We start from the raw sequence: 19,989 nt of genomic DNA, 5'->3' as shown, positions 1-19,989 counted from the left end.
GCTTAGTTCACCCACACACGAGCGTTACGGAACATGCGCATCCAAGGAGCGTCTTCGTTCCAGTCTTCCGAACGCCACGAGTTCTGCACGGCGCGGAACACACGCTCCGGGTGCGGCATCATGATCGTCACGCGACCGTCGCGGCTGGTGAGGCCGGTGATCCCGCGCGGCGAACCGTTCGGGTTGGCCGGGTAGGCTTCGGTGACCTTGCCGTGGTTGTCGACGAAACGCATCGCCACGCAACCGGACAGATCGGCTTCAAGCAGTGCCTCTTCGCTTTCGAATTCGGCATGGCCTTCACCGTGAGCGATAGCGATCGGCATGCGCGAACCGGCCATGCCCTGCAGGAAGATCGAGTTCGATTCCTGAACCTGAACCATCGCCACGCGCGCTTCGAACTGCTCGGAGCGGTTGCGCACGAAGTGCGGCCAGAACTCGCTGCCCGGAATCAGCTCGTGCAGGTTGGACATCATCTGGCAACCGTTGCACACGCCGAGGGTGAAGCTGTCGTTACGTTCGAAGAAGCCCTGGAACGCATCGCGGGCACGGCTGTTGAACAGCGCGGATTTGGCCCAGCCTTCACCGGCGCCGAGAACATCGCCGTAGGAGAAGCCACCGCAGGCCACCAGACCTTTGAACTCGTTCAGGTCGACGCGGCCGGCCAGAATGTCGCTCATGTGCACGTCGATCGCGTTGAAACCGGCGCGGTCGAACGCGGCTGCCATTTCCACCTGACCGTTGACGCCCTGCTCACGCAGTACGGCGACCTGTGGGCGGATGCCTTTCTTGATGTAAGGCGCGGCGATGTCCTGGTTGACGTCGTAGCTCAGCTTGACGCTCAGGCCCGGGTTGTCTTCTTCCAGCAACGCATCGAACTCTTGCTCGGCGCAGTCGGCGTTGTCGCGCAGACGCTGGATCTGGTAGCTGGTCTCGGCCCACTGACGTTGCAGCAGACGACGCTGGCCTTCGAACACGGTGTCACCGTTGAAGGTGATGTTGATCTGGCCGTTGTTGATCGGTTGACCGATCACGGAAACGCATTCGCCCAGACCGGCAGCGCTGAATTGCGCAAGGATGCCCGGAGTGGCGTCCTGGCGAACCTGGATCACGGCACCCAGTTCTTCGTTGAACAGGATGGCGGCGATTTCTGCCGAGGATTCAGCAACGCTGTCGAGGTTCAGGCTCAGACCGCAGTGGCCGGCGAAGGCCATTTCCACTACGGAGGTCAGCAGACCACCGTCGGAACGGTCGTGGTATGCCAGCAGGTGACCGTCGGCATTGAGGCCCTGGATCACCGCGAAGAAGGCTTTCAGGTCTTCGGCGTCGTCGACGTCCGGGGCCTGCTTACCGAGCTTGCCGTGAACCTGAGCGAGGATCGAGGCGCCCATGCGGTTCTGGCCCCGACCGAGGTCGATCAGGATCAGGTCGGTGGTGCCCTTGTCCATGCGCAGTTCCGGGGTCAGGGTCTGACGGATGTCAGCCACTGGCGCGAAACCGGTCACGATCAGGGACATCGGCGAGGTGACGGTCTTGTCTTCGCCGTTGTCGTTCCAGCGGGTGGCCATGGACATCGAGTCCTTGCCCACCGGAATGGTCAGACCCAGCTCAGGGCACAGCTCCATGCCGACCGCTTTCACGGTGTCATACAGACGCGCGTCTTCACCCGGGTGGCCGGCAGCGGACATCCAGTTCGCCGACAGTTTGATGTCGGAGAGCTTGTTGATGCGCGAGGCGGCAATGTTGGTCAGGGTTTCGCCGATGGCCATGCGACCCGACGCCGGAGCGTCCAGCAGCGCCAGCGGAGTGCGCTCGCCCATCGCCATCGCTTCGCCGGTGTAGACGTCGAAACTGGTGGCGGTAACGGCAACGTCAGCCACCGGAACCTGCCATGGGCCGACCATCTGGTCACGGGCCACGAGGCCGGTAATGGTGCGGTCGCCGATGGTGATCAGGAAGCTTTTGCTCGCCACGGCCGGGTGGTGCAGGACGCGCTCGATGGAATCGGCGATGTCGAGGTTCGACGGATCGAAGTCATCGCCCAGCTCGGCTTCGCGAACCACCGAACGGTGCATGCGCGGTGCCTTGCCCAGCAACACTTCCAGTGGCATGTCCACCGGGTTGTTGCCGAAGTGGCTGTCGGTCACGGTCAGTTGCGGCTCGGCGGTGGCTTCACCGACGACGGCGAACGGGCAACGCTCACGTTCACAGATCGCTTTGAAGCGCTCGAAGTCGGCCGGGCCGACTGCCAGAACGTAACGCTCCTGGGATTCGTTGGACCAGATTTCGTGCGGGGCCATGCCCGGCTCGTCGTTTGGAATGTTGCGCAGTTCGAAACGGCCACCGCGGTCGCCGTCGTTGACCAGTTCCGGGAAGGCGTTGGACAGACCGCCAGCCCCCACGTCGTGGATGAAGCTGATCGGGTTTTTGTCGCCCAGCTGCCAGCAACGGTCGATGACTTCCTGGCAGCGACGCTCCATTTCAGGGTTTTCACGCTGCACGGAAGCAAAGTCCAGGTCCGCCGAGCTGGTGCCGGTGGCCATTGAGGAAGCAGCGCCGCCGCCCAGACCGATCAGCATCGCCGGGCCGCCGAGCACGATCAGCTTGGAGCCGACGACGATCTCGCCTTTCTTGACGTGTTCTTCACGGATGTTGCCCATACCGCCCGCCAGCATGATCGGCTTGTGGTAACCGCGAACTTCGTCACCGTGCGGGGTAGTGATCGATTGTTCGAAGGTACGGAAGTAGCCGGTCAGGGCCGGACGACCGAATTCGTTGTTGAACGCAGCACCGCCCAGCGGGCCTTCGATCATGATGTCCAGCGCGTTGACGATGCGCTCAGGCTTGCCGTACGGCACTTCCCACGGCTGTTCGAAGCCCGGGATCTGCAGGTTCGACACGGTGAAGCCGGTCAGGCCGGCCTTCGGCTTGGCGCCACGACCGGTTGCACCTTCGTCGCGGATCTCGCCGCCGGAACCGGTGGACGCGCCCGGGAACGGAGCGATAGCGGTCGGGTGGTTGTGGGTTTCGACCTTCATCAGGATGTGCACCGGCTCCTGCACCGCGCCGTACTGGCGGGTTTCCGGATCCGGGAAGAAGCGGCCGGCGACGTTGCCGACGATCACCGAAGCGTTGTCCTTGTAAGCGGACAGCACGCCTTCGCTGTGCATCTGATAGGTGTTCTTGATCATGCCGAACAGGCTTTTTTCCTGGCTCTCGCCGTCAATATCCCAACTGGCGTTGAAGATCTTGTGGCGGCAGTGCTCGGAGTTGGCCTGGGCGAACATCATCAGTTCGATGTCGTGGGGGTTACGCTTGAGACCGTTGAAGGCGTTGACCAGGTAGTCGATCTCGTCTTCGGCCAGGGCCAGACCCAGTTCGACGTTGGCTTTTTCCAGCGCGGCGCGACCACCGCCGAGGATATCGATGGCGGTCAGCGGCTTCGGTTCGGCGTGGCTGAACAGACCGGCAGCCTGTTCGAGGTTGCCCAGAACGATCTGGGTCATGCGGTCATGCAGTACGTCGGCGATCTGCTGCGCGTCGGTTTCGCTGAACTGACCGGCCACGTAGAACGCAATGCCGCGCTCCAGGCGCTGGATCTTGTTCAGGCCGCAGTTGCGGGCGATGTCGCTGGCCTTGCTCGACCATGGCGAGATGGTGCCGAAACGCGGCAACACCAGGAACAGACGACCGGTTGGCTCTTGAACCGGAACGCTTGGACCGTACTTCAGAAGGCGCGCAAGCACCTGCTGTTCGTCGCCGGTCAGGACGCCGGTGACTTCGGCGAAGTGAGCGAATTCAGCATACAAGCCACTGACAGCCGGAACCTTCTGGCTCAGTTGCTCAAGGAGTTTGCTGTGGCGAAAGGCAGAAAGGGCAGGAGCGCCGCGCAGGATCAACATCTTCGGGACAGCCTCGGGAAGGGGTGTGCTTTGAGGCCGTGCATTCTAGCCTAAACCGCCCTCAACATCACCCGAAACGCTACGCACGGTTGCACCCGGATGTCGAGTGGTGTTCCTGCCTTGAGGGTCAAATTTAACGGCTGCAGGAACGCCGGTTATTTTTTCTGTCACAAAATGCCTTTCGGGCCCGTCCCCGCGGGGTTTCGAGCGGTTTTGTGATCCCTAGCAGACAACCCCGCAACTGTCGAGATATGGCGCCCGTTGTCCTTTGCGTATACTGCGCACATGTTTTCCCCAACGGCTTTGCGTCCGCGGTACGCCAAATGGCTGATCGCTACCGGACTCTTCCTGATGCTCAGTGGCTGTGTTGATAAACCCAACACACTCGAGCGCGTAAAGGAGGATGGCGTGCTGCGGGTGGTCACCCGAAACAGCCCCGCCACCTACTTTCAGGATCGCAGCGGTGAAACCGGCTTCGAATACGAGCTGGTGAAGCGCTTCGCCGACGATTTGGGGGTAGAGCTTAAAATCGAAACCGCCGACAACCTCGACGACCTGTTCAACCAGATCGGCAAGCCGAACGGCCCGGTGCTGGCGGCCGCCGGTCTGGTCAGCAGCGAACAGCGCAAGAAACAGGTGCGTTTCTCCCGCTCCTACCTCGAAGTCACTCCGCAGATCATCTACCGCAACGGCCAGTCACGCCCCACCGACGCCAGCGATCTGGTAGGCAAGAAGATCATGGTGCTCAAGGGCAGCACCCACGCCGAACAACTGGCGGAGCTGAAACAGAAATATCCTGCCATTCAATACGAAGAATCCGACGCCGTTGAAGTGGTCGACCTGCTGCGCATGGTCGATGAAGGTCAGATCGACCTGACCCTGGTCGATTCCAACGAAGTGGCGATGAACCAGGTGTACTTCACCAATATCCGCGTGGCCTTCGACCTCGGCGACGCCCGCAGCCAGAGCTGGGCCGTGGCCGCCGGTGAAGACAACAGCCTGCTCAACGAGATCAACAGTTATCTGGACAAGGTGCAGAAGAACGGCACCCTGCAACGTCTGAAAGACCGTTATTACGGGCACGTCGACGTCCTCGGCTACATGGGTGCCACCACCTTCGCCCAACATTTGCAGCAGCGGCTGCCCAAATACGAACAGCACTTCAAGGCCTACGCCAAGAAAGAAAAAGTCGACTGGCGGCTGCTCGCGGCCATCGGTTACCAGGAATCGCTGTGGCAACCGGCGGTCACGTCGAAGACCGGCGTGCGCGGCCTGATGATGCTGACCCAGAACACCGCCCAGGCCATGGGCGTATCCAACCGCCTCGATCCGAAGCAGAGCATCATGGGTGGCGCCAAGTACCTGGCCTACATGAAGGATCAGCTCGACGAGTCGATCCAGGAGCCGGATCGCACCTGGTTTGCCCTCGCGGCCTACAACGTTGGCAGCGGTCATCTGGATGACGCGCGCAAACTGGCGGCCAAGGAAGGGTTGAACCCGGACAAGTGGCTGGATGTGAAAAAGATCCTGCCGCGACTGTCGCAGAAGCAGTGGTACAGCAAGACCCGCTACGGCTACGCCCGGGGCGGCGAACCGGTGCATTTCGTGGCGAACATCCGACGTTACTACGACATCCTCACCTGGGTGACCCAGCCGCAGCTTGAAGGCGATCAGGTGGCCGAAGGCAACCTGCATGTGCCGGGGATCGACAAGTCGAAGCCCGCTCAAGAGCCCGCCCCGCTTTAACCCATCCCCAAAACAAATGTGGGAGCAAGTTTGCTCCCACAGGATGTTGATACTTAGTGCTTGGCAGCCGCCACAATCAGCGCTTTCATCTCCGACACCGCCGACTTGAAGCCGACGAACAACGCGTGTGCCACCAACGCGTGACCGATGTTCAGCTCGTTGATGCCCTTGATCGCGGCCACGGCCTCGACGTTGTGATAGTGCAGGCCATGGCCGGCATTGACGATCAGGCCCTGGGCCAGACCGAACGCCACGCCATCCGCCACACGCTTGAGTTCTTGCGCCACTTCGCTTGGCGTTTCAGCCTCGGCATACCGCCCGGTGTGCAGTTCGATGGCCGGTGCGCCGACACGCTTCGACGCCGCGATCTGCCGCTCGTCGGCGTCGATGAACAGCGACACTTCGCTGCCGATCTTCGACAGACGCTCGACCGCCGCTCTGATTCGCTCCTCCTGCCCCGCCACATCCAGACCACCTTCGGTGGTCAGTTCCTGACGAGTTTCCGGCACCAGGCAGATGTGCGCCGGACGAATGCGTTCGGCGAACGCCATCATTTCTTCGGTGACGCCCATTTCGAAGTTCATGCGGGTTTGCAGCACGTCCTTGAGCAGCAGGACGTCGCGCTCCTGAATGTGTCGACGGTCTTCGCGCAGGTGCACGGTGATGCCGTCGGCGCCCGCCTCTTCCGCGTCCAGCGCAGCCTTGACCGGATCCGGGTAGCGCGTACCACGGGCCTGACGCAGGGTGGCGACGTGGTCGATGTTCACGCCAAGAAGAATGCGATTGCTGGTGGTCACGGATGCGCTCCTGAATGGAAAGATTCGGCGCACAGCATATCAGGGCTTGCGAAACAGCTCGCGACTGACGAGAGGACGACCGCCCAGATGCACGGCCAGCGCTTGTCGCATCAAGCGTTTGGCGGCGGACAACGCGCCGGGGGCCGACCAGTCGGCTTCGGCCATGGCCAGCAGTTCGGTGCCGTTGAACAGGCCGGGTTGCAGCAGATAGACCCGCTCGAGTCCGGCATCCACCTGCAAACGGTAGAGACCATCCGCAGCGATGGGTTCGTCATTGATGTCGGTGTTCAGGGAAAAACCGTAACCAAGGTCGTCGAGCAGCCGCCATTCGAAGGATCGCAGCAGTGGCTCCAGTGGCCGGCCTTCAGCCAATGCCAGCAAGGTAGCAGCGTAATGATCGAACACCGCCGGGTGCGGGTCTTCGGCGGGCAGCAGGCGAATCAACAATTCGTTGAGATACAGGCCGCTGAACAACGCCTCGCCGACCATCCACGTTGCGTTGCCGACACTTTCCATCCGCCCGACGTTCTTCAACTCACCCTTGCCGCGAAACTCCACTTCCAGCGGCACGAACGGCCGCGCCAGTGTTCCGGCCTTGCCCCGCGCACTGCGCAATACCGCCCGCAGCCGACCTTGCGGCGTGAGGAAGTCCACCAATGCGCTGGTTTCGCGGTAGGCGCGGGAGTGCAGGACGTAGGCGGGTTGGGCGGGAGGCGCTTGAGACATGGATTTCTCGTTGAGGGAAACGCGGTTTACTCATCACCCAAAACCAGTGTGGGAGCGAGCTTGCTCGCGAAAGCGGTGCAACAGTCAACATCAATGCCGAATGTTACATCGTCTTCGCGAGCAAGCTCGCTCCCACAATGGATCGATGTATTGCTTTACAGGTCGCCGTAACCCAGCGAACGCAGCGCACGCTCGTCGTCGGACCAGCCGCCCTTCACCTTGACCCACAGGTTGAGCATGATCTTGGAATCGAACAGCAGCTCCATGTCCTTGCGCGCCTCGGTGCCGATGCGCTTGATACGCTCGCCCTTGTCGCCAATGATGATTTTCTTCTGGCCGTCACGCTCGACGAGAATCAACGCATGGATGTGTAGCGTCGCGCCCTGCTGCTTGAACTCTTCGATTTCCACGGTGATCTGGTACGGCAGTTCGGCACCGAGCTGGCGCATGATCTTCTCGCGCACCAGTTCGGCGGCGAGGAAGCGGCTGCTGCGGTCGGTGATCTGGTCTTCCGGGAAGAAGTGATCGTTCTCCGGCAGATGGTCGGCGATGACCTTTTCCAGCGCATCGAGGTTATGCCCTTGTTGCGCCGAAATCGGAATGATCTGCGCGTTCGGCAGCTGTTCCTGCAACCACGACAGATGCGGCATCAGCTCGGCCTTGTCTTCGATGCGGTCGGTCTTGTTCAGCGCGACGATCAACGGGCCGGTCACGTACTGCACGCGCTCCAGAACCATCTGATCTTCTTCGGTCCACTTGGTGCGATCGACTACGAAGATCACCACGTCGACGTCTTTCAACGCCGCCGAAGCGGTCTTGTTCATGTAGCGGTTCAGGGCCTTTTCGCCACCCTTGTGCATGCCGGGGGTGTCGACGTAGATCGCCTGCACGTCGCCCTCGGTCTTGATCCCGAGCATGTTGTGGCGAGTGGTCTGCGGCTTGCGCGAGGTGATTGCCAGCTTCTGGCCGAGGATGTGGTTCAGCAGCGTGGACTTGCCCACGTTGGGACGGCCGACGATGGCAACATAGCCACAGCGCGTTGCGTTTGTATCAGTCATTGCCATTCTCCACACCCAGGGCAATCAGTGCTGCGGCGGCCGCTACCTGTTCGGCAATACGACGGCTCACACCCTGACCTCGGCTTTTTTCATTCAATAGGACAACTTCGCACTCGACGAAGAAGGTACGGCAGTGCGGCTCGCCCTGGATATCCACCACTTCATAGCGCGGCAGTTCACAGCCGCGCGATTGCAGGAATTCCTGCAGGCGAGTCTTCGGATCCTTGTTGGTATCGACCAGCGTCAGGCCTTCGAACTCACCGGCCAGCCAGGCCAGTACGCGCTCGCGGGCGACTTCCATGCCGGCGTCGAGGTAGATTGCACCGATCAGTGCTTCCAGGGCGTCGGCCAGAATCGACTCGCGACGGAAACCGCCACTCTTCAACTCGCCGGAACCCAGACGCAGGTAATCGCCCAGATCGAAACCGCGGGCCAGCACCGCCAGCGTCTCACCTTTTACCAGCCGTGCGCGCAAACGCGACAACTGGCCTTCGCGAGCCAGCGGGAAACGGTCGAACAGGGCTTCGCCGGCAACAAAGTTGAGGATCGCATCGCCGAGGAATTCCAGACGCTCGTTGTTGCGTCCGGCAAAGCTGCGGTGCGTGAGGGCCAGGACCATCAGTTCCTGGTCCTTGAAGGTGTAACCGAGCTGGCGCTCGAGACGGCTTAGAGAAACGCTCACGGTTTACCCACGCTGAGTTCGTGGCTGGATTCCACCGCCATCGCCGGGATACGGCGCAGGCCTGGGACAATTAACGCTGTGTTCAAAAATGACGTCCTGAATATCGTGGCTTCATGCCCTGGAGCCGGTTGTGCCGACGCCAGAAATGCATTCGGCGCTGTGGTCAACAGCGCCGTGTTTGTTTACTTGATCAGGCCGACCCGCGAGAAGTTCGGCAGGTGGCTGAGTTTCGGTTCCGGCCAGCTCATCCAGACCGCGAAGGCTTTGCCGACGATGTTCTGGTCGGGAACCATGCCCAGCAGATCCTTGGGAATGTTTGGATCATCCCAGTAGCGACTGTCGTTCGAGTTGTCGCGGTTGTCGCCCATCATGAAGTAGTGTCCGGCCGGCACGGTCCAGCTATGGTCCGGCGTAGCGCGGTAGCGGCTCATTTCCTTGCGGATCAGGTGCTCGGCGGCGCCGAGTTTTTCCTTGTAGAGTTCCGCACTGCCGAGGGTGCCCGGCTCGGAGCCGACCATTTGCTCGGCAATCGACTCGCCATTGACGAACAGACGCTTGTCGGCGGTGTACCGCACGGTGTCGCCCGGCAGGCCGACTACACGCTTGATGTAGTTGACGTTCGGATCGCTCGGGTAGCGGAATACCATCACATCGCCGCGCTGCGGATCACCGACTTCGATGATCTTCTTGTCGATCACCGGCAAACGGATCCCGTAGGAAAACTTGTTCACCAGAATGAAGTCGCCGACGTCCAGGGTCGGTTTCATCGAGCCGGACGGAATCTGGAACGGCTCCACCAGAAACGAACGCAGCACCAGCACGATGAACAGCACCGGGAAGAACGACTTGCCGTACTCGACCAGCAGCGGTTCCTTGTTCAGCTTCTCGACCACCATCACATCAGGCTGGCTGACGCTGCCCTGATAGGAGGCGATGGCAGCACGCCGACGCGGTGCCAGGATCAACAGATCGAGCAACGCCAACAGACCGCAGACGAACACGGCAATGACCAGCAACAGCGGGAAATTTAGTGACATAGGACCTGACTATTCCAACCTGAGCACGGCGAGGAAGGCTTCTTGTGGGATTTCCACGTTGCCGACCTGTTTCATGCGTTTCTTACCGGCCTTCTGCTTCTCAAGCAGTTTTTTCTTACGGCTGACGTCGCCGCCGTAGCACTTGGCCAATACGTTCTTTCTGAGCGCCTTGACGGTTGTCCGGGCGACGATCTGACCGCCAATGGCAGCCTGGATGGCCACGTCGAACATCTGACGAGGAATCAGTTCTTTCATCTTCTCGGTCAACTGGCGACCTTTGAAGTGCGAATTGTCACGGTGCACGATCAGCGCCAGAGCGTCGACCTTGTCGCCGTTGATCAGCACGTCCAGTTTCACCAGATTAGCCGATTGGTAGCGATCGAAATGGTAGTCCAGCGAAGCATAGCCGCGGCTGGTGGATTTCAGACGATCGAAGAAGTCCAGGACCACTTCGTTCATCGGCAGGTCGTAGGTCACCTGCACCTGATTGCCGAGGAACAGCATATCCACCTGCACGCCGCGTTTTTCGATGCACAGGGTGATGACGTTGCCCAGGTGCTCCTGCGGTACCAGGATGTTGGCGCGCACGATCGGCTCGCGCATGTCTTCGATCGACGAGACATCCGGCAGCTTTGACGGGTTGTCGACGTAAATCGTTTCACCGGTTTTCAGCACCAGTTCGAAGATTACGGTTGGCGCCGTGGTGATCAGGTCCAGGTCGTATTCGCGCTCCAGGCGCTCCTGGATGATCTCCATGTGCAGCATGCCGAGGAAGCCGCAACGGAAGCCGAAGCCCAGTGCGTCGGAGCTTTCCGGGGTGTATTGCAGCGACGAGTCGTTCAGGGTCAGTTTCTGCAGCGCTTCGCGGAAGTCCTCGAAGTCGTCGGAGCTGACCGGGAACAGACCGGCGTAAACCTGCGGCTGGATGCGTTTGAAGCCTGGCAGCACCGGAACGTCCGGAGTGGAGCTCAGGGTCAGGGTGTCACCGACCGGCGCACCGTGAATGTCCTTGATGCTGGCGATGATGAAGCCCACTTCGCCGGCTTTCAGGTCAGCGGTGGCGGTGTGTTTCGGGTTGAACACGCCAACGCTGTCGACCAGATGCACCTTGCCGGTGGACTTGACGAGGATCTTGTCGCCCTTCTTCACGCGGCCGTGACGCACGCGTACCAGGGAGACAACGCCCAGGTAGTTGTCGAACCAGGAGTCGATGATCAACGCTTGCAGCGGATCTTCGATGTTGCCGGTCGGCGCAGGAATGGTGGTAACCAGACGCTCCAGAACCTCGTCGACACCCAGGCCGGTCTTGGCGCTGCAGGTGACGGCGTCGGTGGCGTCGATGCCGATGATCTTCTCGATCTCGTCCTTGACGCGGTCGGGCTCGGCCTGTGGCAGGTCGATCTTGTTCAGCACCGGCATGACCTCGAGGCCCTGCTCGATGGCGGTGTAGCAGTTGGCCACGGACTGGGCTTCAACACCCTGCCCCGCATCGACCACCAGCAACGCGCCTTCACACGCGGCCAGGGAACGGCTGACTTCGTAGGTGAAGTCGACGTGGCCCGGGGTGTCAATGAAGTTCAGCTGGTAGGTGATGCCGTCTTTGGCCTTGTAATAGAGGGTGACGCTGTGGGCCTTGATGGTGATCCCGCGCTCACGCTCCAGTTCCATGGAGTCCAGGACCTGGGCTTCCATTTCACGCTCGGCCAGGCCGCCGCACATCTGGATGAAACGGTCAGCCAGCGTCGACTTGCCATGGTCAATGTGGGCGATGATGGAGAAATTGCGGATATGACTCAAATCACTCACGGATCAACACTCAAAAAGGCTGCAGGCTTGGCCCGCCGAAAAATAGCCGGGAATTGTACCTGATACACGGCGCAAGCGTCACGTTCGCCTGTCACCCGGATTGCATGCAAAAACGCCCCGATCTGACGACCGAGGCGTTTCCAAGGCTAAAGCACGGGTGAAACCTTGTTCATCAACCGGCTCGACGCAACAGCCAGACACCCGCCAGCGCACATACGCCAGCCGGCACCAGCACCGCGAACAGCGGCGAGAACCCGAACACCAGACTGGATGGACCCAGCAGATCCTGAACGATGCGGAAGGTGAAACCCACCAGCACACCGGTGAATACCCGCTGACCGAGGGTCACCGAACGCAACGGACCGAAGATGAAGGAGATCGCCATCAGTACCAGGGCAGCGGTCACCAGCGGCTGCAACACCTTGACCCAAAATGCCAGCCAGTAACGACCGTTGCTCAGGCCCTGATCGGCCAGGTAGTGGATATAACCCCACAGGCCGGTGATCGACAGCGATTCCGGCGCCATCACCACAGTGCTCAGCAATTGCGGGCTCAGCGAGACATCCCAACGCTCGACCGGTGTATTGACCACTTCGGTACTGCGCTCGTGGAATCTGGTGGTCGTTACATCGGTCAGCTGCCAGTGATCGGTATCGAACTCGGCGCGCTTGGCGAAGCTCGAGCTCAGCAGATGACGCTCTTTGTCAAAGTGATAGCGAGTCACGCCATACAGGCGACCGTTGGGCTGTACGGAGTTGATGTGAATGAACTCCTCGCCCTGGCGGTGCCACATGCCGTGCTTGGCGCTTTGCGCGTCGCCGCTGCCTTGCGCCAGCGAACGGTTGGCCTGGGCCATGCTTTCGGTGACCGGCGCCACGTACTCGCCGATCAGCACACCGGCCAGCATCAGCACCAGCATCGGTTTCATTACCGCCCAGACGATGCGCCCGATGGACACACCGGCAGCGCGCATTACCGTCAGTTCGCTGCTGCTCGCCAGACTGCCGAGGCCGATCAGACAGCCGATCAGCGCCGCCATCGGCAGCATGTCGTACATGCGGCGTGGCGCGGTCAGGAGCACGAAACTCAGGACATCGACCAGGGTGTAGGTGTCACTGACGTCGCCCATCTCGTCGATGAACGCGAACAAGGTCGCCAGGCCGAGAATGATCGCCAGCACTGCGATGATCGCAATGAATACGCTGCTGCCGATGTAGCGGTCGAGTTTAACCACGGGCCACCTCCAGCGCAGCGCTGCGACGGCTGGCCAGCTTCAGGCGCAGAGGTTCCCAGTACAACAGGCCCAGGCCGATGAACAGGAAGATCGCGTGCACCCACCACAAACCGAGCGACGGTGGAATCTTGCCTTTTTCAAGGGCGCCGCGGGCGGCAATCAGGATGGTCAGGTAAGCCATATAAAGAAGAATCGCCGGCAGCAGCTTGAGGAAACGCCCCTGACGCGGGTTGACCCGCGACAGCGGCACCGCCATCAGGGTCACGATGAACACCAGCAACGGCAGCGACAGGCGCCATTGCAATTCGGTTTTCGAGCGGATGTCGTCGCTGCCCAGCAAAGACGAGGTCGGCATGGCGTCACGGTCGGTGACTTCCTCGCTGACATCCGGCTTGGGCAGCAGCACGCCGTAGGTTTCGTAGTGGATGGCGCGGTAGTTGGCCTGACCCGGACTGCCGTCGTAGCGGTAGCCGTTGTCGAGGATCAGGTAGCGGTTGCCGTCGGGACGCACTTCCTGACGGCCCTTTTCTGCCACCAGCACGGAAATGCCGCGATCCTTCTGGTTGGCGCCGAGGTTCTTCTGCGAGATGAACACGCTGCCCAGGTTGACCCGATCGTCGCTCAGGGTTTCGGTGTAGGTCACCCGCGTACCGTCGCGCAGGGCCTGGAAACGGCCGGGCTCGAGGGTGTCGAACTCGGTCAGGGCGTCCTGTTTGTTCAGCAGCAGTTGGAACTGGTTGGCGCCTTGCGGGGCCAGGCTCAGGCTCAGCCATGCCACCACCAGCGCCACCAGGGTGGCCGGGAACAGGGTCATGCGAAACAGACGCTGCTGACTCATGCCGGTGGCCGAGAGCACGGTCATTTCGCTTTCCAGGTACAACCGGCCGTACGCCAGCAGGATCCCGAGAAACAGGCCCAGCGGCAGGATCAGTTGCAGGAAGCCCGGCAGACGGTAGCCCATGATCAGGAACAGCGATCCCGGATCGAGCTGGCCCGCAGCGGCCTGGGCGAGGTATTTGATGAAGCGACCGCTCATGATGATGACCAGCAGCACGGCGCTTACCGCACTCAGGGTCAACAGGACTTCGCGGGACAGATAACGGAAGACGATCAAACCAGACACTCCAGGGTTGTCAGGCTAAGGCGGCCAAACAAGCAAACGTATCGACGGGCCCGCAAGGCAGAGCCGTCGAAAAAAGATGCGGCATTATCCTGTGATTGAGGGCGCCTGTCACTGCGCACACTCACGCAAGCATGCAATCCGTTGAAGATCGTACAACCGAGGGTTGTCAGGCGCGGTGAGCGAGGTTCAAACTGCCGCCTCTGTCGCAGGCACTGGCCTGCGCCTCTTCTCTCTATAAGCAGGCGACGGCGGACACGTCGAACGCCTGCGTGTTGACCATTCATTCAGGGATCCGGACATGGAACTGGTTGTAAAAAGCGTTAGCCCAGAAACGTTGAAAACCGCCACCCTGGTGGTTGCTATCGGCGAAGGCCGCAAACTCGGTGTTGCCGCCAAGCAGGTCGACGAACTGAGCGGCGGCGCCATCAGCGCCGTGCTCAAGCGTGGCGACCTGGCCGGCAAGGTCGGTCAGAGCCTGTTGCTGCACAGCCTGCCGAACCTGAAAGCCGAACGCGTGCTGCTGGTCGGCGTGGGCAAGGATGAAGAACTGGGCGACCGTCCGTTCCGCAAGATCGTCGCCGGCATCCTCAACACGCTTAAAGGCCTGGGTGGCAGCGACGCCGTGCTGGCGCTCGATGAAGTCATCGTCAAGAACCGCGACAGCTACGGCAAGACCCGACTGCTGGCCGAAACCCTGATCGACGGCGAATACACCTTCGACCAGTTCAAGAGCCAGAAAGCCGAACCGCGCGCCCTGAAGAAGATCACCCTGCTGACCATCAAGGCCGCTCAGGCCGAAGTGCAGCGCGCCGTGAACCACGCCACTGCGATCGCCAACGGCATGGCGTTCACCCGCAACCTGGGCAACCTGCCGCCGAACATCTGCCACCCGACTTTCCTGGGCGAACAGGCCAAGAACCTCGGCAAAGAGTTCAAGGATCTGAAAGTCGAAGTCCTCGACGAGAAGAAGATCAAGGCGCTGGGCATGGGTTCGTTCTACGCCGTCGGCCAGGGCAGCGCCCAGCCGCCGCGTCTGATCGTCATGCAATACAACGGCGGCAAGAAATCCGAGAAGCCGTACGCGCTGGTCGGTAAAGGCATCACCTTCGACACCGGCGGCATCAGCCTGAAGCCGGGCGCCGGCATGGACGAGATGAAGTACGACATGGGCGGCGCCGCCAGCGTGTTCGGTACCCTGCGCGCCGTGCTGGAACTGAAACTGCCGATCAACCTGGTGTGCATCCTCGCCTGCGCCGAGAACATGCCGAGCGGCACTGCTTCGCGTCCGGGCGACATCGTCACCACCATGAGCGGCCAGACCGTGGAAATCCTCAACACCGACGCCGAAGGCCGTCTGGTGCTGTGCGACGCCCTGACCTACTCCGAGCGCTTCAAGCCGCAAGCGGTAATCGACATCGCCACCCTGACCGGTGCCTGCGTCGTTGCTCTGGGCGCCCACACGTCAGGCCTGCTGGGCAACAACGACGAGCTGATCGAGCAACTGCTGAGCGCCGGCAAGGCTGCCGACGACCGCGCCTGGCAACTGCCGCTGTTCGATGAGTACCAGGAGCAACTGGACAGCCCGTTCGCCGACATCGCCAACATCGGCGGTCCGAAAGCCGGCACCATCACCGCCGCCTGCTTCCTGTCGCGCTTCACCAAAAAACTGAACTGGGCGCACCTGGACATTGCAGGCACCGCCTGGACCAGCGGCGGCAAGGACAAGGGCGCCACTGGCCGTCCGGTTCCACTGCTGACCCAATACCTGCTGGACCGCGCCAAAGCCTGAAACCGATGACTGCGGGCGGCGCCTTTCTTGAGAGGCGCCGCTTTCAGCTCAGGAACCGCAATGACCAAAGTCGACTTTTATATCCTGCCCAGCGCCGATCCTTCGGCTCGCCTGGACTTTGCCTGCAAGCTCACCGAGAAAGCGTGGCGCATGGGCCACCGCATCTACCTGCATTGCAGCGATGCCGCCCAGCGTGATGATCTCGATGCGCGGCTGTGGGCGTTCAAGGGCGAAACCTTCGTGCCTCACGGCCCGGCTGAAAGCGAACCGGAAGGTTTGATCGTGTTGGGATTGGGCGATGACTGCGGCCAGCACGCGGACTTGCTGGTCAACCTCGACCTGAAAGTCCCGGCTTTCGCCAACAAATTCGCCCGGGTGGCGGAGGTTGTGGTGGAAGATCCGACGATTCGCACTGCGGCGCGGGAGAGTTTCCGTTTCTACCGCGAACAGGGCTATCCTCTGCAAGACCACCGTTTACAGCGACTCTGAGTACGCCGATGGACACTCCAAAACCGCTGCAAAAACCCGCGCACCTGCTGGATGATCTCGAGTCGATCCGCCAGTTGCTCGGTGATGACAACCTGCAACCGCCGCTGCTGACCGACACGGTCGATGATGGCGAACAGGAACAGATTCCGATGTTGTTCGATTCGATCGACAACACACCGCAAGCCGCCGAAGCTGCACCCCCGCCGACGCCTGCCCCGCAGCCTGCCGCTGCACCTGTGGATAAAGGTCCCGACGCGCTCCTGCACCTGGACAGCGAACTGCGCGCCGCCGCGCAACTGATCATGCAGGACGTGATCGACGATTTCGCACCGCACATCGAAACCGAAATCAAACGTCGCCTCGAGGCGCGGATGGAACGGCTTCTCGGCCAGTACGAATAATCCCCCCGATCTCCTGTAGGAGCTGACTGGCCAGCGACAGCATCACGGCGGCTTTCCTGAAAAACCGCGGCGCCGCCATCGCTGGTCAGCCAGCTCCCACATTTAGCCCTCCACCCGGCCCGCACCGCTCGCCCTGCGCCCCATGCCCCGCTATACTTCCCGGCTTTTCCTGAATAAATGCCAATAGGGTCCCGCCGCGCATGGATAAGACCTACCAGCCGCACGCCATTGAAACTTCCTGGTACAACACCTGGGAGTCCGAGAACTACTTCGCCCCGCAAGGCGCGGGCGACTCCTACACCATCATGATCCCGCCGCCGAACGTCACCGGCAGCCTGCACATGGGTCACGGTTTCAACAACGCGATCATGGACGCCCTGATCCGTTTCCGCCGCATGCAGGGTCGCAACACCCTGTGGCAGCCGGGCACCGACCACGCCGGTATCGCCACGCAGATGCTGGTGGAGCGTCAACTCGAAGCTCAGGGCCAGAATCGCCACGATCTGGGCCGCGAGAAATTCCTCGAGAAAGTCTGGGAGTGGAAGGATCAGTCCGGCGGCAACATCAGCCGTCAGATCCGCCGCCTCGGCTCGTCCGTGGACTGGAGCCGCGAGCGCTTCACCATGGATGACGGCCTCTCCGAAGCCGTTAAAGAAGCGTTCGTGCGCCTGCACGAAGACGGTCTGATCTACCGCGGCAAGCGCCTGGTCAACTGGGACACCAAGCTGCACACGGCGATTTCCGACCTCGAAGTGGAAAACCATGACGAGAAAGGTTTCCTGTGGAACCTGAAGTACCCGCTGGCCGACGGCGCGAAAACCGCTGAAGGCAACGACTTCCTGATCGTCGCGACCACCCGTCCGGAAACCATGCTCGGCGACTCCGCCGTCGCGGTTAACCCGAACGACGAGCGCTACAAAGCCCTGATCGGCAAGTTTGTCGAGCTGCCGCTGGTCGGCCGCCGCATTCCGATCATCGCCGACGATTACTGCGATCCTGAATTCGGCACCGGCTGCGTGAAAATCACCCCGGCCCACGATTTCAACGACTATGAAGTCGGCAAGCGCCACAACCTGCCGCTGCTGAACATCTTCGACAAGAACGCCAACGTGCTGCCCGCAGCGCAAGTGTTCAACCTCGACGGTACGTTGAACGACAGCATCGACGGCAAGATTCCGGCCGAGTACGCCGGCCTCGAACGTTTCGAGGCACGCAAGCAGATCGTGGCCGCGTTCGACGCCGCCGGCCTGCTGGTCAGCGTCGACGATCACAACCTGAAAGTGCCGAAAGGCGACCGCTCCGGCACCGTCATCGAACCGTGGCTGACCGACCAGTGGTACGTGTCCACCAAACCGCTGGCCGAGCCTGCGATTGCTGCCGTTGAAGACGGCCGTATCCAGTTCGTGCCGAAGCAGTACGAAAACATGTACTTCTCGTGGATGCGCGACATCCAGGACTGGTGCATCAGCCGTCAGCTGTGGTGGGGCCACCGGATTCCGGCCTGGTACGACGAATCGGGGAAGGTCTACGTGGGTCGCGACGAAGCCGAAGTGCGCGCCAAGCACAACCTCGGCCCGGACGTTGCGCTGCAACAGGACAACGACGTGCTCGACACCTGGTTCAGTTCGGGCCTGTGGACCTTCTCTACCCTGGGCTGGCCGGAAAAGACCGAGTTCCTGAAGAAATTCCACTCCACCGACGTGCTGGTCACCGGTTTCGACATCATTTTCTTCTGGGTCGCCCGGATGATCATGCTGACGATGCACCTGATCAAGAACGAGGACGGCACGCCGCAGGTTCCTTTCAAGACCGTTTACGTACACGGTCTGGTGCGTGATGGCCAGGGCCAGAAGATGTCCAAGTCCAAGGGCAACGTCCTGGACCCGCTGGACATCATCGACGGCATCGAGCTTGAAACCCTGGTGCAGAAGCGCACGTCCGGCCTGATGCAGCCGAAGCTGGCGAAGAAGATCGAGAAGCAGACCCGCGAAGAGTTCGCCGACGGCATCGCCAGCTACGGCACCGACGCCCTGCGCTTCACCTTCTGCTCGCTGGCCTCCACCGGTCGCGACATCAAGTTCGATATGGGCCGCGTCGAAGGCTATCGCAACTTCTGCAACAAGATCTGGAACGCCGCGCGTTATGTTCTGGACAAGGGCGAAGACTGCGGCCAGAACGGCGAAGCCTACGAGCTGTCGCTGGCAGACCGCTGGATCATCTCGCAGTTGCAACGCACCGAAGCCGAAGTGACCCGTCAACTGGATCAGTTCCGTTTCGACCTGGCGGCGCAAGCGCTGTACGAGTTCATCTGGAACCAGTACTGCGACTGGTACCTGGAACTGTCCAAGCCTGTGCTGTGGGACGAAAACGCGCCGGTCGAGCGTCAGCGCGGCACCCGCCGCACGCTGGTTCGCGTACTGGAAGTGGCGCTGCGTCTGGCGCATCCGTTCATGCCGTTCATCACTGAAGAAATCTGGCAGCGCATCGCGCCGCTGGCCGGCATTCAGGGCAAGACGATCATGCTGCAACCCTGGCCGGTGGCCAACGAAGAGCGCATCGATCCGGCGGCCGAAGACGACATCGAATGGCTCAAGGGCCTGATGCTCGGCACGCGCAACATCCGTGGCGAAATGAACATCGGCCCGGGCAAACCGCTGCCGATCTACCTGAAAAACGTCACCGCCGAAGATCAGCGCCGCCTGACCGAAAACGAAGCGCTGCTGAAGAAGCTGGCGCGTCTGGAATCGATCACCGTGCTGGCGGCCGGCGAAGAAGCGCCGCTGTCTGCCACCGCGCTGGTTGGCGAGATGGAAGTGCTGGTGCCGATGGCCGGCCTGATCGACAAGAACGCCGAGCTTGCACGTCTGGACAAGGAAATCCTGCGTCTGCAGGGCGAAGTCCAGCGCGTTGGCGGCAAGCTGTCCAACGCCGGTTTCGTTGACAAGGCCCCGGCCGAAGTCATCGAGAAGGAACGCGCCAAACTGGCCGAAGCCGAACAGGCTCTGGCCAAGCTGGCCGAGCAGCACGCGCGGATTGCCAGCCTGTAACGGCAAATCGCACTGAAAAAGGGAGGCCCGCAACGGCCTCCCTTTTTTGTGCCCGGTGTCTCGTCCTGAATAAGGTTTACACCTTCTGACCCATTCTCAGGAGGGAGTAATGAATACAGGAAAAAGGCGCAGTCAGCGTGATTACACGCGGACCT

Annotated in this window: 14 protein-coding genes; 5 read left to right on the top strand and 9 right to left on the bottom strand. The window is 61.2% G+C overall.

The features are described 5' to 3' along the window. Window positions 1-2 precede the first annotated feature (2 nt). Window positions 3-3,899, bottom strand: coding sequence for a phosphoribosylformylglycinamidine synthase (gene purL / locus CAF79_RS07180; RefSeq protein ID WP_085697249.1), 3,897 nt, complete (start codon window positions 3,897-3,899; stop codon window positions 3-5). Between the two features lie 285 nt (window positions 3,900-4,184). On the opposite strand from purL, the gene mltF reads away from it, so the two are divergent. Next, a complete protein-coding gene (gene mltF / locus CAF79_RS07175; protein ID WP_085697248.1) occupies window positions 4,185-5,645 on the top strand; it encodes a membrane-bound lytic murein transglycosylase MltF in 1,461 nt (486 codons plus the stop codon). 53 nt (window positions 5,646-5,698) lie between these two features. Here the strand turns inward: mltF and pdxJ are convergent, their stop codons facing one another. From pdxJ to lptF, 8 genes are all read right to left on the bottom strand, one after another. Continuing rightward, a complete protein-coding gene (gene pdxJ, locus CAF79_RS07170) occupies window positions 5,699-6,442 on the bottom strand; it encodes a pyridoxine 5'-phosphate synthase (RefSeq protein WP_085697247.1) in 744 nt (247 codons plus the stop codon). A gap of 39 nt (window positions 6,443-6,481) precedes the next feature. Continuing rightward, entirely contained in the window at window positions 6,482-7,168 is a 687-nt protein-coding gene (gene recO, locus CAF79_RS07165) for a DNA repair protein RecO (RefSeq protein WP_085688939.1), read from the bottom strand. 155 nt (window positions 7,169-7,323) lie between these two features. After that, window positions 7,324-8,226: a GTPase Era gene (era, locus tag CAF79_RS07160; RefSeq protein WP_011332590.1), complete on the bottom strand. Its 903-nt coding sequence runs from the start codon at window positions 8,224-8,226 to the stop codon at window positions 7,324-7,326. Beyond that, window positions 8,219-8,908 (bottom strand): ribonuclease III, encoded by a 690-nt coding sequence (gene rnc, locus CAF79_RS07155; RefSeq protein WP_011332589.1) that lies wholly within the window; start codon window positions 8,906-8,908, stop codon window positions 8,219-8,221. Before rnc ends, era begins: the two co-directional genes overlap by 8 nt. Before the next feature lie 182 nt (window positions 8,909-9,090). Next, complete coding sequence (lepB, locus tag CAF79_RS07150; protein ID WP_085697246.1) at window positions 9,091-9,945, bottom strand: signal peptidase I; 855 nt, start codon at window positions 9,943-9,945, stop codon at window positions 9,091-9,093. Window positions 9,946-9,954: 9 nt separating this feature from the next. Beyond that, a complete protein-coding gene (gene lepA / locus CAF79_RS07145) occupies window positions 9,955-11,751 on the bottom strand; it encodes a translation elongation factor 4 (protein ID WP_085697245.1) in 1,797 nt (598 codons plus the stop codon). A 172-nt stretch (window positions 11,752-11,923) separates the two neighbouring features. Next, window positions 11,924-12,985: an LPS export ABC transporter permease LptG gene (gene lptG / locus CAF79_RS07140; RefSeq protein WP_085697244.1), complete on the bottom strand. Its 1,062-nt coding sequence runs from the start codon at window positions 12,983-12,985 to the stop codon at window positions 11,924-11,926. Beyond that, entirely contained in the window at window positions 12,978-14,099 is a 1,122-nt protein-coding gene (lptF, locus tag CAF79_RS07135; protein ID WP_085697243.1) for an LPS export ABC transporter permease LptF, read from the bottom strand. The genes lptG and lptF overlap by 8 nt, the downstream gene beginning before the upstream one ends. Before the next feature lie 307 nt (window positions 14,100-14,406). On the opposite strand from lptF, the gene CAF79_RS07130 reads away from it, so the two are divergent. The 4 genes from CAF79_RS07130 to CAF79_RS07115 all read left to right on the top strand — a co-directional run bounded on the left by CAF79_RS07130 (window position 14,407) and on the right by CAF79_RS07115 (window position 19,834). Continuing rightward, window positions 14,407-15,897, top strand: coding sequence for a leucyl aminopeptidase (locus tag CAF79_RS07130; protein WP_085697242.1), 1,491 nt, complete (start codon window positions 14,407-14,409; stop codon window positions 15,895-15,897). A 60-nt stretch (window positions 15,898-15,957) separates the two neighbouring features. Continuing rightward, window positions 15,958-16,386, top strand: a complete 429-nt coding sequence (locus CAF79_RS07125; protein WP_085697241.1) for a DNA polymerase III subunit chi — start codon at window positions 15,958-15,960, stop codon at window positions 16,384-16,386. Window positions 16,387-16,394: 8 nt separating this feature from the next. After that, the gene (locus tag CAF79_RS07120) at window positions 16,395-16,787 is read left to right on the top strand and encodes a DNA polymerase III subunit chi (RefSeq protein WP_085697240.1); all 393 of its coding nucleotides are present in this window, start codon (window positions 16,395-16,397) and stop codon (window positions 16,785-16,787) included. Window positions 16,788-16,987: 200 nt separating this feature from the next. Further along, the gene (locus tag CAF79_RS07115) at window positions 16,988-19,834 is read left to right on the top strand and encodes a valine--tRNA ligase (RefSeq protein ID WP_085697239.1); all 2,847 of its coding nucleotides are present in this window, start codon (window positions 16,988-16,990) and stop codon (window positions 19,832-19,834) included. Window positions 19,835-19,989 lie beyond the last annotated feature (155 nt).

The sequence above is a fragment of the Pseudomonas sp. B26(2017) genome, assembly GCF_002113045.1.
Taxonomy (GTDB): Bacteria; Pseudomonadota; Gammaproteobacteria; order Pseudomonadales; family Pseudomonadaceae; genus Aquipseudomonas.
Note: the sequence above shows the minus strand (reverse complement) of the source record. Positions and strands in the feature narration are given on the sequence as shown.

What these genes read in the sequence shown, in the direction of transcription:
- purL (WP_085697249.1), bottom strand. Translation starts at nt 3,899, where the DNA reads ATGTTGATCCTGCGCGGCGCTCCTGCCCTTTCTGCCTTTCGCCACAGC.
- mltF (WP_085697248.1), top strand. Translation starts at nt 4,185, where the DNA reads ATGTTTTCCCCAACGGCTTTGCGTCCGCGGTACGCCAAATGGCTGATC.
- recO (WP_085688939.1), bottom strand. Translation starts at nt 7,168, where the DNA reads ATGTCTCAAGCGCCTCCCGCCCAACCCGCCTACGTCCTGCACTCCCGC.
- era (WP_011332590.1), bottom strand. Translation starts at nt 8,226, where the DNA reads ATGACTGATACAAACGCAACGCGCTGTGGCTATGTTGCCATCGTCGGC.
- lepB (WP_085697246.1), bottom strand. Translation starts at nt 9,945, where the DNA reads ATGTCACTAAATTTCCCGCTGTTGCTGGTCATTGCCGTGTTCGTCTGC.
- CAF79_RS07130 (WP_085697242.1), top strand. Translation starts at nt 14,407, where the DNA reads ATGGAACTGGTTGTAAAAAGCGTTAGCCCAGAAACGTTGAAAACCGCC.
- CAF79_RS07125 (WP_085697241.1), top strand. Translation starts at nt 15,958, where the DNA reads ATGACCAAAGTCGACTTTTATATCCTGCCCAGCGCCGATCCTTCGGCT.
- CAF79_RS07120 (WP_085697240.1), top strand. Translation starts at nt 16,395, where the DNA reads ATGGACACTCCAAAACCGCTGCAAAAACCCGCGCACCTGCTGGATGAT.
- CAF79_RS07115 (WP_085697239.1), top strand. Translation starts at nt 16,988, where the DNA reads ATGGATAAGACCTACCAGCCGCACGCCATTGAAACTTCCTGGTACAAC.